This window comes from Sphingobium sp. B11D3D (assembly GCF_025961755.1).
Taxonomy (GTDB): Bacteria; Pseudomonadota; Alphaproteobacteria; order Sphingomonadales; family Sphingomonadaceae; genus Sphingobium.
Genome location: NZ_JAOQOG010000001.1, coordinates 1,861,371 through 1,876,539, shown reverse-complemented (window position 1 = coordinate 1,876,539; position 15,169 = coordinate 1,861,371). Strand labels below are relative to the sequence as shown.

At 64.6% G+C, this 15,169-nt stretch carries 15 protein-coding genes and 1 tRNA gene; 10 read left to right on the top strand and 6 right to left on the bottom strand.

Going from position 1 to position 15,169, the window contains the following annotated elements:
• Positions 1-20 precede the first annotated feature (20 nt).
• Complete coding sequence (ppdK, locus tag M2334_RS08845) at positions 21-2,687, top strand: pyruvate, phosphate dikinase (RefSeq protein WP_264605234.1); 2,667 nt, start codon at positions 21-23, stop codon at positions 2,685-2,687.
• Between the two features lie 99 nt (positions 2,688-2,786).
• Positions 2,787-2,863 (top strand) — tRNA-Arg (locus M2334_RS08840).
• Positions 2,864-2,917: 54 nt separating this feature from the next.
• Here M2334_RS08840 and M2334_RS08835 read toward each other — a convergent pair.
• The 3 genes from M2334_RS08835 to M2334_RS08825 are packed head-to-tail and all read right to left on the bottom strand — an operon-like array spanning position 2,918 to position 4,539.
• Positions 2,918-3,697, bottom strand: coding sequence for a sulfite exporter TauE/SafE family protein (locus tag M2334_RS08835; RefSeq protein WP_264605233.1), 780 nt, complete (start codon positions 3,695-3,697; stop codon positions 2,918-2,920).
• Between the two features lie 4 nt (positions 3,698-3,701).
• Positions 3,702-4,217 (bottom strand): rhodanese family protein, encoded by a 516-nt coding sequence (locus M2334_RS08830; protein ID WP_264605232.1) that lies wholly within the window; start codon positions 4,215-4,217, stop codon positions 3,702-3,704.
• A 4-nt stretch (positions 4,218-4,221) separates the two neighbouring features.
• A complete protein-coding gene (locus M2334_RS08825) occupies positions 4,222-4,539 on the bottom strand; it encodes an ArsR/SmtB family transcription factor (protein WP_264570254.1) in 318 nt (105 codons plus the stop codon).
• Between the two features lie 73 nt (positions 4,540-4,612).
• On the opposite strand from M2334_RS08825, the gene M2334_RS08820 reads away from it, so the two are divergent.
• On the top strand, positions 4,613-5,494 hold the full coding sequence (locus tag M2334_RS08820) for an MBL fold metallo-hydrolase (protein WP_264605231.1): 882 nt from the start codon (positions 4,613-4,615) through the stop codon (positions 5,492-5,494).
• Positions 5,495-5,524: 30 nt separating this feature from the next.
• On the opposite strand, the gene M2334_RS08815 is transcribed toward M2334_RS08820, so the two are convergent.
• Positions 5,525-6,067, bottom strand: coding sequence for a MarR family winged helix-turn-helix transcriptional regulator (locus tag M2334_RS08815; protein WP_264594509.1), 543 nt, complete (start codon positions 6,065-6,067; stop codon positions 5,525-5,527).
• A 28-nt stretch (positions 6,068-6,095) separates the two neighbouring features.
• On the opposite strand from M2334_RS08815, the gene M2334_RS08810 reads away from it, so the two are divergent.
• The 7 genes from M2334_RS08810 (at position 6,096) to M2334_RS08780 (ending at position 14,158) form a co-directional block, all read left to right on the top strand.
• Positions 6,096-6,950, top strand: coding sequence for a p-hydroxycinnamoyl CoA hydratase/lyase (locus tag M2334_RS08810; RefSeq protein ID WP_264594508.1), 855 nt, complete (start codon positions 6,096-6,098; stop codon positions 6,948-6,950).
• Positions 6,951-7,076: 126 nt separating this feature from the next.
• Positions 7,077-9,206 (top strand): acetate--CoA ligase family protein, encoded by a 2,130-nt coding sequence (locus M2334_RS08805; RefSeq protein WP_264594507.1) that lies wholly within the window; start codon positions 7,077-7,079, stop codon positions 9,204-9,206.
• Between the two features lie 201 nt (positions 9,207-9,407).
• Complete coding sequence (locus M2334_RS08800; RefSeq protein ID WP_264594506.1) at positions 9,408-10,160, top strand: alpha/beta fold hydrolase; 753 nt, start codon at positions 9,408-9,410, stop codon at positions 10,158-10,160.
• A gap of 44 nt (positions 10,161-10,204) precedes the next feature.
• Positions 10,205-11,593 (top strand): syringate O-demethylase, encoded by a 1,389-nt coding sequence (desA, locus tag M2334_RS08795; protein ID WP_264570260.1) that lies wholly within the window; start codon positions 10,205-10,207, stop codon positions 11,591-11,593.
• Positions 11,594-11,744: 151 nt separating this feature from the next.
• A complete protein-coding gene (locus M2334_RS08790; RefSeq protein ID WP_264594505.1) occupies positions 11,745-12,191 on the top strand; it encodes a MarR family winged helix-turn-helix transcriptional regulator in 447 nt (148 codons plus the stop codon).
• A 129-nt stretch (positions 12,192-12,320) separates the two neighbouring features.
• Entirely contained in the window at positions 12,321-13,664 is a 1,344-nt protein-coding gene (locus M2334_RS08785; protein ID WP_264572791.1) for an aromatic ring-hydroxylating oxygenase subunit alpha, read from the top strand.
• A complete protein-coding gene (locus M2334_RS08780; protein ID WP_264587187.1) occupies positions 13,661-14,158 on the top strand; it encodes an aromatic-ring-hydroxylating dioxygenase subunit beta in 498 nt (165 codons plus the stop codon). Before M2334_RS08785 ends, M2334_RS08780 begins: the two co-directional genes overlap by 4 nt.
• Positions 14,159-14,177: 19 nt before the next feature.
• Here the strand turns inward: M2334_RS08780 and M2334_RS08775 are convergent, their stop codons facing one another.
• Complete coding sequence (locus tag M2334_RS08775; RefSeq protein WP_264587188.1) at positions 14,178-14,690, bottom strand: DUF3237 domain-containing protein; 513 nt, start codon at positions 14,688-14,690, stop codon at positions 14,178-14,180.
• Positions 14,687-15,127: a tannase/feruloyl esterase family alpha/beta hydrolase gene (locus tag M2334_RS16735; RefSeq protein WP_413714893.1), complete on the bottom strand. Its 441-nt coding sequence runs from the start codon at positions 15,125-15,127 to the stop codon at positions 14,687-14,689. Before M2334_RS16735 ends, M2334_RS08775 begins: the two co-directional genes overlap by 4 nt.
• Positions 15,128-15,169: the final 42 nt, after the last annotated feature.

Below are 15,169 nucleotides of genomic sequence, written 5' to 3'. Positions count from 1 at the left end.
AATGCAGGTGGAGTGTCTGAATGACGAAATATGTGTACCGTTTCGGTGGTGGCGTCGATGATGGCGGCAAGGGCGACAAGAACCTGCTTGGCGGCAAGGGCGCCAATCTGGATGGCATGGCCGCCATCGGCCTGCCGGTGCCGCCGGGCTTCACCATCACCACCGAGATGTGCACGCGCTATTATGAGGATGGCGAGACCTATCCCGAAAGCCTGAATGCGGAAGTCGCCGGCGGCATCGCGCATATCGAGGGCGTGACCGGCAAGCGCTTTGGCGACAAGGCCGATCCGCTGCTGGTCTCCGTCCGCTCCGGCGCCCGCGTCTCCATGCCGGGCATGATGGACACCGTGCTCAACCTCGGCCTCAACGACGAAACCGTCGCAGGCCTCGCTACCGTCTCCGGCGACGCGCGCTTTGCATGGGACAGCTATCGCCGCTTCATCCAGATGTATTCGGACGTGGTGCTCGGCCTCGATCACGGCAAGTTCGAGGAAGCGCTGGAGATCGCCAAGGAAGACAAGGGCGCCTTCCTGGATACGGAATTGAGCGCCGAGGACTGGCAGGCGCTGGTCGCCGAATATAAGGCGCTGGTGCAGCAGCTCTGGGGCAAGCCGTTCCCGCAGGATGTGCACGAGCAGCTCTGGGGTGCCGTCGGCGCCGTGTTCGGCAGCTGGCAGGCGGATCGCGCCAAGGTCTATCGTCGCCTCAACAATATTCCGGGCGATTGGGGCACGGCCGTCAACGTGCAGGCCATGGTGTTCGGCAATATGGGCGAGACGTCCGCCACCGGCGTCGCCTTCACCCGCGATCCCGCGACCGGCGAGAATGCTTATTATGGCGAATATCTCATCAATGCGCAGGGCGAGGACGTGGTCGCGGGCATCCGCACGCCGCAATATCTGACCAAGGCTGCGCGCGAGCGGGCCGGGGCCAAGCCGCTCAGCATGGAGGAATCCATGCCGGAGACCTATGCCGAGCTGGCCAAGGTCTTCCAGATCCTCGAGACGCATTATCGCGACATGCAGGATATCGAGTTCACCGTGCAGCAGGGCAAGCTGTGGATGCTGCAGACCCGCTCGGGCAAGCGCACCGCCAAGGCCGCGCTCAAGATCGCGGTGGACATGGCCCATGAAGGCCTGATCAGCAATGAGGAAGCCGTGGCCCGCGTCGATGCCGCCGCGCTCGACCAGCTGCTGCACCCGACGCTTGATCCGCAGGCGCCGCGCGATGTGCTGACCAAGGGCCTGCCGGCTTCGCCGGGCGCGGCCTCCGGTCAGGTGGTGTTCGATGCCGAGACCGCCGAGCGGCTCAATGAGCTGGGAGAGGCGGTGATCCTCGTGCGCATCGAGACCAGCCCCGAGGATATTCACGGCATGCACGCCGCCAAGGGCATCCTCACCGCGCGCGGTGGCATGACCAGCCACGCCGCCGTGGTGGCGCGCGGCATGGGGCGGCCTTGTGTGTCCGGCGCAGGCAGCATCTCCATCGACACCGCCGGCAAGCTGATGCGGATCGGCGACCGTCTGCTCAAGGAGCGCGAGATCATCACCATCGACGGCGCGACCGGCGAAGTGATGGCCGGCGAAGTGCCGACCGTGCAGCCCGAGCTGGCCGGCGATTTCGGCACGCTGATGGAATGGGCCGATCAGGTCCGCCGCCTCAAGGTGCGCGCCAATGCCGAGACGCCGCTCGATTGCCGCACCGCGCGCGAGTTCGGCGCGGAGGGCGTGGGCCTGTGCCGCACCGAGCATATGTTCTTCGATGCCGCGCGGATCACCGCCGTGCGCCAGATGATCCTCGCCGAGACCGAGGCGGGCCGTCGCGAGGCGCTGGCCAAGCTGCTCCCCGAGCAGCGCGCCGACTTCACCGAGATCTTCACCGAGATGGCCGGCCTGCCGGTCACGATTCGCCTGCTCGATCCGCCGCTGCACGAGTTCCTGCCGCATGAGGATGTCGATTTCGCCGATGTGGCCGAGGCCGCCGGGGTGAGCGTCGATCTGCTCAAGCGTCGCGCTGCCGAACTGCACGAGTTCAACCCGATGCTCGGCCATCGCGGCTGTCGTCTGGGCGTCACCTATCCCGAGATCTATGAGATGCAGGCTCGCGCCATCTTCGAGGCCGCGCTGGATGTCGCCAAGGCCAGCGGTGACGCGCCGATCCCCGAGGTCATGATTCCCCTCGTCGCCACCAAGCGCGAGCTGGAGCTGATGAAAGACATCGTCGACAAGACTGCCAAGGCCGTGTTCGCCGAGCGCGGTACCTCCGTCGAGTATCTTGTCGGCACCATGATCGAACTGCCGCGCGCCGCGCTCAAGGCCGGCGAGATTGCCGAGGCCGGCGAGTTCTTCTCCTTCGGCACCAACGATCTGACGCAGACGACCATCGGCATCAGCCGGGACGACGCCGGCCGCTTCCTTACCCAATATGTCGACAAGGGCATCTTCGCGCGCGACCCGTTCGTGAGCCTCGATGTCGAGGGCGTGGGTGAGCTGATCGAGATCGCCGTGGAGCGGGGCAGGGCGACGCGCCCGGCCATCAAGCTCGGCATTTGCGGCGAGCATGGCGGCGATCCCGCCTCGATTGCTTTCTGCGAGAAGGCCGGTCTCGATTATGTCAGCGCCTCGCCCTACCGCGTGCCGATCGCCCGTCTGGCGGCCGCACAGGCGGCGCTCGCCGCGCGCGGTTGAAAGGACAAAAAGAATGCAAAAAAGGGGGTTGCCACGGACGGCGCCCCCGACTATCTGCGCCTCTCCCACGGCGGCCAACCGGCACCGTGAGATTGGCAAGCGCCCGTAGCTCAGCTGGATAGAGCATCAGACTACGAATCTGAGGGTCGGACGTTCGAATCGTTCCGGGCGCGCCATTTCTCCCCATCGCAAGCATGATGACCCGCACGGCCCGGCGCCGGCGGATGGGGTTAGAGGGCGGTCCAGACTACATAGCCGCCGACGCCGATCACCAGCATCGCAAAGCCGCGTTCGAGCGGTGTCTTGTGCGCAGCAAGTGCTGACCCCGCGCGCATCCCCAGCACCGATCCCACGGCACCGCCGGCGATCAGCAGCGCCGTCAGCGGCCAGTCGACATAGCCGGACAGCGCATAGGATGTCGCCGTGGTCAGCCCCAATGCGGTCACCACCACCAGCGAGGTGCCGATCGCCGTAGCGAAGGGCATCGCCGTCGCCGCGATGAGCGCCGGGACGATCAGAAACCCGCCACCAATCCCGAAGAACCCCGCCGCCAGACCAACGCCGGCGCCCATGGGGATCAGCCGCGGCAGTAGCCGCCCGGCAGACTGGCGGGTGAGACGCACGTCGGGATCGTCGGCGCCCTTGCGCCGGCGCAGCATCGCGATACCGACGCCGATCATCAGCAGGCCGAACAGCGCGAGCAGCCGCCGGCCGTCCACCGCCTTGCCGATCTCCGCCCCCAGCGCTGCCGCCACGACGCCCGACGCCGCGAACACCAGCGCGCAAGGCCATTTGACCCGCCCCGCCCGCGCATGGCCCGCAAGCCCCGTTGCCGCATTGGCCGCGACCGCCACGGCTGCCGTCGCAATCGCGGCATGCGTCGATCCTACCCCGACAACATAGACGAGCAGCGGCACGGCAAGGATCGATCCGCCGCCGCCCACCATTCCGAGTACGATGCCGATAATGCCGCCCGAGAGGAGCGCGAGGAGGATCTGCGCGGTCGTCATGGCCTCAGGCCGCCTTGCGACGGTTCCAGGGCATGCGCTGGAGCAGCGTCGCCATGCCGCACCAACCGGTCGCCCCCGCGAACATCAAGCCCGCGCCGACAAAGGTGGAAAGGCCGAAGAACCCCGGCGCGACGAGGAAGCCGAGCAGCACACCGATGAGCACCAGCCCGCCGGCGGTCAGTTGCACCTGCCGCATGATCTCCAGCGGCTGCCCGCTGTCGATGTGCACATCCAGCCCGGCCTTGCGCCAGGCGTCGATGCCGCCCTCCAGAATGAAGCAGGGGGCATCGCTGGCTGCGGCCAGACGGTCGGCATTGGCCTGTGTCCGCATGCCCGAGCGGCAGTGAAACACGATGGCATTGTTGCCGGGGTCGACCGTGTCGATGCGCTCCAGCGGCACGTTAATGGCCCCCGGAATGCGCTCGCGGGCATGTTCGTCCGCCGCGCGGATATCGATGAGCTTGGCGCCACCCTCAATGAGGCGCTTGGCGTCGGCGGGGGAAAGTGTCTGGATCGTCATGGGGTCAGTCCCCTGTGCAATAGAGTTGATAGAGCGTGGCGAGCAGGGTCTCGATCCGCGGATCGGCGATCCTGTACCAGATGGTCTGGCTCTCGCGGCGGGAGGTCACGAGGCCTTCCTCGCGGAGCCGGGCGAGATGTTGCGAGAGGGCCGATTGAGAGAGGCCGACATCGTCCGCCAGATCGCCCACCATGCGCTCGCCATGTTCGACGAGCTTGCACAGCAGCATCAGGCGACGGCCGTTGCCCAACTCCTTCAGCACCTGCGCAACCTCTCCGGCGCGCGCCTCGAACGTGTCGAGATCCATGGCAGCTTTTAACATCAGTATCCTCTAAATTAGATATTGCTAATGTAGAAGACGCTTCTATATTGTCAAGCATCGAATGGAGGCACTTATGACCCAACCCATCATTGAGGCATTTTTTGACGAGCCCACCAACACGGTGAGCTATCTGGTGGTCGATCCGCAGACGCACATCGCGGCCGTGATCGATCCTGTGTTGGATTTCGATCCGGCCAGTGGCGAGGTCGATACCGGCTCAGCCGAGCGCATTCTTGCCCGCGCCCAGGCGCAGAACTGGTCGATTGCCATGGTGCTGGAAACCCATGCCCATGCCGATCATCTTTCCGCCGCGCCCTTCTTCAAAGCGAAGACGGGCGCGAAGATCGGCATTGGCGAGCACATCCGGGACGTTCAAAAGATCTTCCGCCCGGTCTTCGCGCTGGACGATTTGCAGACCAACGGCTCGGATTTCGATTGCCTGTTCGCCGATGGCGAGCGGTTCTCGATCGGGTCGCTGGAGGTCGAGGTGCTTCATCTTCCCGGTCACACCCCGGCGGACATCGCCTACCGGATCGGCGATGCAGTTTTCGTGGGTGATACGCTGTTCATGCCGGATTATGGCACCGCGCGGGCCGACTTCCCCGGCGGCGATGCGCGCACCCTCTACCGCTCGATCCGCCGCTTGCTGAGCCTGCCTGACGAGACCCGCCTGTTCATGTGCCATGATTACAAGGCGCCGGGGCGGGATGATTATCGCTGGGAGAGCACCGTCGGCCAGCAGCGGAAAAACAGCGTGCATGTGCGCGATGATGTCAGCGAGGAGGACTTTGTGGCGATGCGCACCAAGCGGGACGCCGGATTGTCCGCGCCGCGCCTGTTGCTGCCCTCGATCCAAGTCAACATCCGCGCTGGGCGCTTCCCGAAGGCGGAGGCCAATGGCGTGCGCTATCTGCGCATTCCGGTGACGGTGAAGGGCGAAGCCGCGATAGGTTGATGCCCGGGAGGGGAGGGGCCGTAGCCCCGCTCAGCCCAACGCTTCCAGCGCGGCGAGCAGCGCCTTTTCCTCGATGGTCAGGCGTTTTTGGAACTTGCGATTGCTCGCCTTCACCCGCTTCATCGCTTCGCGCTGCAGGGCTTCCCCCTGCGGCGTGAGCGTCAGGCTCAGGGATCGCCCGTCAATGGGCGCATCGCTGATGAGATCGCGAGCTTTGAGCCGGCCGATGAGTGGCGTCAGGTTGGCGCGCTTGATCGCCAGCGCCCGCCCGACATCGCTCTGCCGGCAACCCGGATTATGGCCGACGAGAATCAGCAAGGAGGCCTCGCCGACACTCAGGTCAATGGCGCGCAGCGCGGCGATGACATCGCCCATCATCGCCATGGAGGCGCGGCGCAGCCGATAGCCGAGCGTCCCGTCGAGCGGGCTGGCGAGCGTGGTGGCGACCGGGGGTTCAGCCGGTGAATCCAGCGCCTTGTCGCGTCCCTGCCTCTGGTCCCTTGCCATCATGCCCCCGGATGAAAACCAGTCGCCAGCCCCTTGTGAGCCATGGTCGATAATGCTATGGCGCATAGCATAAATTGCCTTGAAGGGAAATCAAATGGCTGAGGAAAATACGTCCGTCGAGCGGGAAGAGGATACCGTTCGGGTCGAGATCGAGAATAATATCGCATGGGTCTATTATAATCGCCCCGCCAAGCGGAACGCTCAGAGCCCCAAGCTCAACCGCCAGATGCTCAAGGTTCTGACGGATCTCGAATTCCGTGACGATGTCGGTGTCGTGGTTCTGGGTGGCGAAGGTCCCGCCTGGTGCGCCGGCATGGACCTCAAGGAATATTTCCGCGAGACTGAGGCGCAGGGCCTGGCCGGCACGCGCAAGGCACAGCGTGAGGCCTATACTTGGTGGGAGCGTCTGCGCTGGTTCCAGAAGCCGACCATCGCCATGGTGCATGGCTGGTGCTTCGGCGGCGCTTATGGCCCGCTGTTCGCCTGCGATCTCGCTTTTGCCGCTGACGAAGCGCAGTTCGGCCTGTCGGAAGTCAACTGGGGCATTCTCCCCGGCGGTGGCGCCACCAAGGTGGCCGTGGACCTGATGCCCATGCGCGTGGCCATGTATCACGCTATGATGGGCGAGAACCTCTCCGGTCAGGAAGCGGCCCGTTACAATCTCGTCAACGAGTCGATGCCGGTCGGCCAGCTCAAGGCCCGCGTGAAGCAGGTCGCCGAGACGCTGATCGCCAAGAACTGGGCGACGGTGAAGTACACCAAGGACGCAGTCCGTCGGGTGAAGGAAATGACCTACGACAATGCGGAGGATTATCTGATCCGCCTGCAAGAAGGCCTCAACTGGTTCGACAAGTCGGATGGCCGCCATGTCGCGATGAAGCAGTTCCTCGACGACAAGACCTTCAAGCCGGGCCTGGGTCACTACGACAAGACCAAGACCGACGTCTGAGTTGCCGAAAGGGTGGCCCAAGCAGGGCCGCCCTTTCCTGTGTGTTATCCTTCGCCCCGGCTGCATCCGCCTCCGGGGCGAAAGGTCTGATTGCCACGAGCTGGTTTCGCGAAGGAGAGTTGAGTTATGACGGTTGAGGCCGGAGAGCGCCCGCAGGCGGGAACGCGTGACATCAATCGGTTGCTGCGTCCGCGGTCCATCGCGATCGTCGGGGCGTCCGAAACGCCGGGTTCGCTCGGTGCCAGCGTTCTGGCCAATCTCGTTCGGAACGACTTTTCCGGTGACATCCATCTCGTCAATCCCAAGCGCGAAACGATCAGCGGTCGCCCTGCGGTGCCCAGCGTCGAGGCGCTGCCCGAGGGCGTGGACTGCGCGATCCTCGCCATTCCCCGCGTCGCCGTGCTGGATACGATGCGTCAGCTTGCTGCGCGCAAGGCCGGCGCCGCCATCATCTTTGCTGCAGGCTTTGCCGAGGGCGGCGAGCAGGGCATGGCCGACCAGCAGGAAATCGGGCGCATTGCGCGCGAGGCCGGCATCGTGGTCGAGGGGCCGAATTGCCTGGGTTCGGTGAACTATCTGGACCGCATTCCGCTCACCTTCATCGATACCGACATCAAGGCCCCGAGCCCCGGTGGCGTCGGCATCGTCTCGCAGAGCGGCGCCATGGCGGCCGTGCTCGCGGTGATGCTGGAGAGCCGCACGCTCGACCTCACTTACTCGGTCTCCACCGGCAATGAAGCTGGCAGCGGTGTCGAGGATTATGTCGAGTTCATGATCGCCGACGAGAAGACGCGCATCATTGCGATGATCGTCGAGCAGTTCCGCGATCCCGCCCGCTTCCTGGCGCTGATGGACAAGGCCCGCGCCGCCGGCAAGCTCGTTGCCTTGCTGCACCCCGGCAAGAGCAGCGCGGCGCGCGAATCCGCCGCCACGCACACCGGTGCCATGGCTGGCGACTACAAGCTGATGCGCGCCAAGGTGGAGCGGGCAGGGATCGTCGTCGCCGAGACACTAGAAGAGCTGGGCGACATCACCGAGATCGCGGCGCGTTGCCCGGCGCTGCCGAGCGGCGGCACCGCCGTGCTCGGCGAATCCGGCGCGCTCAAGGCACTGACGCTGGATCTGGCTGAAGAGCTGGACCTGGCGCTCCCGACCCTCGATGACAGCAATGCACCTGCCTTGCGCGCGGCGCTCCCCGAGTTCGTCCCGGTCAGCAATCCGCTCGATCTGACCGCACAGGGCCTTGTCGATCCGGACATGTATTACCGCACACTCGCGGCGCTGTTCGAGGATGATCGCGTCGGCACCATCTTCGCCGGGATCATCCAGACCAACCCGGCGACGATCGGCATCAAGCTGCCGCCGTTCCTCAAGGCCGTTCGTGAGCTCAAGGCGACCAAGCCGGTGATCTTCGGTGGCGTGGATGAGGGCGCGCACGTGCCGGCCGACTGGATCGAGCAGCTTCGCGCCGAGGGTATTCCCTATTTCCCGACCACCGAGCGGGCGTTGCGCGCCATCAAGCGGCTCTCGGCCGCCGGTCAGCGCGATGCGACCAAGACGGACGCAGCGCCGGCAAGCGTGCCTGCGCTCGCCAGCGAGAAGGGCGTCGTGCCGGAATATAAGGCCAAGGCCTTGCTCGCGCCGCTCGGCATTCCCTTCCCCAAGGGTCAGTTTGCCGCGACCGTCGAAGAGGCGATTGCCGCGGCCGACGCTATTGGTGGCCCAGTGGTGATGAAGGCGCAGGCTGCCGCGCTTAGTCACAAGAGCGATGCCGGCGGCGTGGCGCTCAATCTGGTCGGCGCCGACGCGATCCGCGCGGCGTGGGACAAGATGTTCGCGGACGTGAAGCGCTATGACGCATCCATCATTCTCGATGGCGTGCTGATCGAGGCGATGGGCGCGCGCGGCATGGAGCTGATCGTCGGCGCCAAGAACGATCCGCAATGGGGTCCGGTGATCCTCGCCGGCTTTGGCGGCGTGACGGCGGAAATCCTGCAGGACGTGCGCCTGCTCTCGCCGGACATGACCAAGGCGGCCATCGTGGGTGAACTCGGCAAGCTCAAGCAGGCCGCGTTGCTCAACGGCTATCGCGGTGCGCCCGCGCTGGACGTCGAGGCGGTGGCCGATCTTATCGGCGGCATCGGTCGTCTGCTGCGCGGTGAGCCGCGCATTCAGGAGCTCGATCTCAACCCGGTGGTCGTCTATCCCAAGGGCCAGGGCGTGGTCGCTCTCGACGCGCTGATGCTCGTCGACTGATACCAGCAGGTCAATTCGTCCCGCAAGGACACCGCCTTATATAGTAGACCCTCCCGCGCCCGGCGTGGGAGGGTTGCTTGCATTGGGTGCCTGTGCATTCCTGACGTGCAGCAAAATTGCAGTCTGAACTTCGAATTGGTCTGGCCTTGCGCGGCGTTTTCGGGTAGATGAAGTTTTCGTATATACGAACGATTGGAAGCGATGAACGACTCGCCCTCTCTGGCTGTGCCGGTCTTATTGTTGCCGGGCCTCATCTGCGATGCGCGCATCTGGGCGCCCCAGGTCGCCGCCTTGGGGCCGATCATGCCGATCACAGCCGTGGATGGATATGGCGAGGCGGACAGCCTCACCGCCATGGCCGATCAGGTGATCGAATCCGCCCCTGCGCGCTTTGCAGTCATCGGCCATTCGATGGGCGGCCGGGTCGCGCTCGAAATCTTCCGCAAAGTGCCCGAGCGGCTTGCCGGCATCGGCCTTATCAGCACCGGTGTTCATCTGCCCAAACCCAATGAGGCGGACGGGCGCTTCGCGCTGCTTAACCGCGGCGTGGAAGAGGGCATGGACGCCCTGATCGATTCCTGGCTGCCGCCGATGGTGTGGGAGCGCAACCGGCTCAAGCCGCAGCTGATGGACATGCTCTGGCAGATGTGCAGCGATGCCGGTATCGACATGTTCGAGCGGCAGATCCGCGCCCTGCTGGCACGCCCCGAAGTCGAGAGCCTGTTGCCGCAAATCCATTGCCCCGCGCTTGTCGCGACCGGCGCGCATGATGCCTGGGCGCCGCCGGTGCAGCATGAGCGAATTGCTGCAGCAATTGCGGGCGCGACTTATGCTGTGATCCCGGATTCAGGGCATATGCTCCCGGTCGAACAGCCCGATGCGATGTCCGCCCTGTTGCGCACCTGGCTCGACCGGGTCGCGCAGCAAGAGGCTGCGGCCACCGCGAACCCCTAACCAATTATAACTGCGTTTCTAACTTCAGTCCGAAGGAGAGTATCATGGCGAAGAATCTTCAAGACGTGCTGGATGGCGCCGGCAATGCCGTCGACTTCCTGCGCAACCAGCAGACCGGTCCGAACGTCTATCCGGGTGTGCCGGCGGAATATTCGAACTGGCGCAACGAGCAGCGCGCATGGGCCAAGACGGCCGTGCTGTTCAACCAGAGCTACCACATGGTCGAGCTGATGGTCGAAGGCCCCGACGCTTTCGAGTTCCTCAACTATCTCGGCATCAACAGCTTCAAGAACTTCAAGCCCGGCAAGGCCAAGCAGTGGGTCCCGGTGACGCCTGAGGGTTATGTCATTGGCGACGTGATCCTGTTCTATCTCGCCGAGAACCAGTTCAATCTCGTCGGCCGCGCGCCGGCCATCGAGTGGGCCGAGTTCCACGCCTCCACCGGCAAGTGGAACGTCACGCTGACCCGCGACGAGCGCACCGCGCTGCGCACGGACGGCAAGCGTCGCCACTATCGCTTCCAGCTGCAGGGCCCCAACGCCATGGCGATCCTGACGGACGCGATGGGCCAGGCCGCGCCGGACCTCAAGTTCTTCAACATGGCGGACGTCCAGATCGCCGGCAAGACTGTTGGCGCCCTGCGTCACGGCATGGCCGGTCAGCCGGGCTATGAGCTTTATGGTCCCTGGGCCGATTACGAAGCGGTGCACAGCGCGCTCGTCGCCGCCGGCAAGAAGCACGACCTCGCCCTCGTCGGCGGTCGCGCTTACTCGTCGAACACGCTGGAGTCGGGCTGGATCCCATCCCCGTTCCCGGGCTATCTGTTCGGCGAAGGCTCTGCGGACTTCCGCAAGTGGGCCGGCGAGAACAGCTATGGCGCCAAGTGCTCCGCGGGCGGTTCGTTCGTGCCCGAGACGCTCGAAGGCTACGGCCTGACGCCGTGGGATGTCGGCTATGGCATCATCGTCAAGTTCGACCATGACTTCATCGGCAAGGAAGCCCTTGAGAAGATGGCGAACGAGCCGCACCTGGAAAAGGTGACGCTGGCGCTCGACGACGAGGACATGCTGCGCGTGATGAGCAGCTACTTCGCCGAGTCCGGCCGCGCGAAGTATTTCGAGTTCCCGAGCGCAGTCTACTCGATGCACCCCTACGACTCGGTGATGGTCGACGGCAAGCACATCGGCGTCTCCACCTGGGTGGGTTACTCGTCGAACGAGGGCAAGATGCTCACGCTCGCCATGATCGACCCGAAGTACGCCAAGCCCGGCACGGAAGTCTCCCTGCTGTGGGGCGAGCCCAATGGCGGCACCTCCAAGCCGACCGTCGAGCCGCACGAGCAGACCGAGATCAAGGCGATCGTCGCACCGGTGCCTTACTCGGCCGTGGCCCGCACCGGCTATGCCGACAGCTGGCGCACCAAGAAGGCCTGATCGGTCTCAAGAGTTCAAGAGCGGGGCTGCCGAAAGGCGGCCCCGTTTTTTATGGGCTGGACGACAGCTCAGTGAATAGCGATGAGTTTTGTGCCAGTGCCGACCGCGGAATGACGCGGCGGACTGGGCAGGCAGCGCGCAGGGGGCAAAGATGGTCGAAGACGAGAAACTCCCGCCATTCGAGCAATCGCTGGCTGCGATCCTGTTGAGCGCCAAGGAAGCGGTGATCGCCCCGATGCGCACCAAGTTGCGCGACTTCGACATCACCGAGCCGCAGTGGCGCGTGCTGCGGGTGATCAACGACCGGGGCACCACCGATGCAACCGACCTGGCCGAAGTCGCGCTGCTCCATGCGCCAAGCGTCACCCGCATCTTGCGCGAGCTGGAAGGGCGCGCGCTGATCGTTCGCACGGCGGATCCCGACGATCGCAGGCGCTCCACCATCGCGCTCTCGCCGGCCGGCGCGCAGATCGTGACAGCGATTTCCGCCCATGTCGCGGCCATGATGCGGGTCTATTCAGCCCGTTTCGGCGCGACCCGCCTTGAGGGGCTGGCCGCTGAGTTGCGCGCATTGTGCGCAGCAATCGATGAGGAGTGAGCCCACGCGTCCCTCTTGCGGCAGTTGCGACGATATGCTTATCATGTTAAGTGATTTCGCATGATGCGCGCGATGGTCTTCCAGCATCTTGTCGCGCGACCAACATGACCCTTGGGAGATGAGTGAACGATGACCGGCTTTGCGCTTCGCGACCTGATCGACGACCGTCCGGAAGACGGCGTGTTCCGCGTCAACCGCGCCCTGTTCCGCGACCCCGATCTGTTCGATCTGGAGATGAAGCACATCTTCGAAGGCGGGTGGGTGTTCATCGGGCTCGCCACGCAAGCCGAGAATCCCCATGATTATTTCACCGGCTTCATCGGGCGAGTACCGATCATTGTCAGTCGTGATGGCGAAGGGGTGCTGCACTGTTTCGTCAATGCGTGTCCACACAAGGGCGTGCGCCTCATCCAGAAGCTGTGTGGCAATGCGCGCCGGCACGTTTGCCCCTATCACAGCTGGACGTTCGACAGCGCCGGCGCGAACAAGAACATCAAGTGGCAGAAGAGCGGCTGCTATGGCGCCGGGTTCGACGATGAGAACCACGATCTGGCACCCGTTGCAAAGTTCGGCGAGTATCGCGGCTTCCTGTTCGCCAGCCTGAATGCCGAAGTGCCCAGCCTAGACGAGCATCTTGGCGAGGCCCGCAAGTTGCTGGATCTGGTGGTCGACAAGAGCCCGGAAGGCGTGGAGCTGGTCCCCGGCCGCGTCACCTTCACTTATGCTGCGAACTGGAAGATGCAGCTCGAAAACTGCTCGGACCAGTATCACTTCACCTCCACCCACCCGAGCTACATCCGCATTCTCGATCAGCGCGCCAAGGAGCAGGCCGAAGATGTCGTGCAGTCCTCGCTGGGGGCCTCCGACTTCTGGCAGGAGGAAGCCAGCGGCACCAGCGGCGGCACGATGAGCTTCGATCATGGCCATGTGCTCAACTGGGGCATCATGCCCGTCTCCTCGGCCATTCCAGAGTTTGAGCGAGCCGAACAGCTCGCCCGCGATCACGGCGAGGCCAAGCGCAACTGGATGTTCAACATGCGCAACCTGACCATTTTCCCCAACCTGCAGATCGCCGAAAATGCGTCGAGCCAGATGCGCGTCATCCGCCCATTGGCTGCCGGCCTCACCGAGATGCAGACCTGGTGCATCGCGCCGCGCGGGGAGAGTGCGCAGGCGCGGACATTCCGCATCCGGCAATATGAGGATTTCTTCAATCCGACCGGCATGGCGACACCGGACGACACCGTCTGCTATGAGGAGGCCCAGCTGGGCATGGCCGAGCAGGACCGTCCCTGGCTGCAAGGCCACGCCCGCGGCCTGACCGCCTCGAAAGAGGGCGGGAACATGTATGCCGACATGATCGACCTCAAGCCCGCGCGCAACGTCGTCGCCGATGCGCAGCTGTGCGACGAGAGCCTTTTCGCGAGCTACTATCGCGCCTGGGCGCAGCGCATGGCGGAGGTGATCGCATGAGCCAGCTGAACCACGCCGACGCCGCGCAACTGCTTTATCGCGAGGCGCTGCTGCTCGACAGTCTCGATCTCGAGGCCTGGCTTGAGCTGTTCACCAAGGATTGCGTGTTCTGGATGCCCACCTGGCGCGACGACGGCACGCAGACCGAAGACCCTGAGGCTGAACTCTCGCTGATCTATTATCGCGGTCGCCGCAACCTGGCGGACCGGATCCAGCGCATCCGCTCCGGCTTTTCGGTGGCGTCTGCTGTCATGCCGCGCGTGTCGCACATGATCGGCAATGTCATCGCCGAGGCAGCGGGCGAGGGGCTGTCGCGCGTGAATTCGACCTTCATCGTGAATGTGCACGACGTGCGCAGCAACCGCTCGCACGCCTACTTCGGCCGATACGAGCATGAACTGCGCAACGAGGACGGCAGTTGGAAGATTGCCCGCAAGGTCATCCGCCTGCTGAACGACCGGGTGCCGACCATGCTGGACGTCTACGGCATCTGATCGTCCTGCAGACGCCCGCTTACATCGCCCGGTAGAAGCGGATGCGGACGGCGCTCACCTTGCCGTCCGCCATCACCGGCTCCAGCGTGCCGAGAAACGCGCTCTGCCCCAGCCACTCATATTTGCCGAGCGGTGCCTCGAACACCGGGTGGGTGCGCCCGGGCCGGGGCTTGCCGTCCTTGTCGGGCCCGCACAACGTGCCCTTGTTGACCACGTTGATGATCACGCCATCATCGGTGCGGATCATATAATCGGCCTTGATGTCCGTGCAGCCATCGCTGCGACGCAACTGCCAGTCCCATCCGCCGGGGATGATCGTGCCTTTGATGCCCGGTCCCTCAAACGTCCCGCCGGTGATCGGAATGATCAGCCGCTCGCCATAGGGCGTCTTCCCGGCCGGCATGGCCGGCGAGAGCGTGACCATCTCTTCAAAGGCGAACTCCAGGATGGGCTTGCTGGGGTCAGCGTCGGCGGCTTGAGCCGGGAGCGCCAACACGGATATCAGCGCGACTGCGCCGAGGCTGCGGCTCATGGCTTTTCCTCCACGTCAGGTTGGGTGCAGGTGAAGCTGCTGGCCTTGGCGGCATCGCCGCCGGTGTAGCGCGCGTAGCTGGGGAAGGGGCAGAGCGGGCGACTGGCCGATCCATCGCGCCGGCTCGCGGTCACGCCTTCCGGCACCTTGCCTTGCTCGACCCAGTCCACCACGGCGCCGAGCAGATCGAACTGATCGAAGGCATTGCCGCCACTGCAATGCGCCATGCCCGGGACCATGTAGAAGCGGCTTGCCGCGTCCCACGCCTCGCCATTGGTTTCGGACGCGCGCAGCCAGTAATCCCACGTATCCCAGGCCGAGAACCAGGGGTCGCTCACGCCGTGGAAGAAGAGGATCTTGCTGCCCTTGTCGAGGAAGGTGTTGAGGTTGGTCCAGTAGGATGTGTCGGTGAGCCGCTGCTGGGCGTTGTTGCGCACCTCGTTGATGCGCGCATCGAGATCGATCGTGAGGTCGCGCAG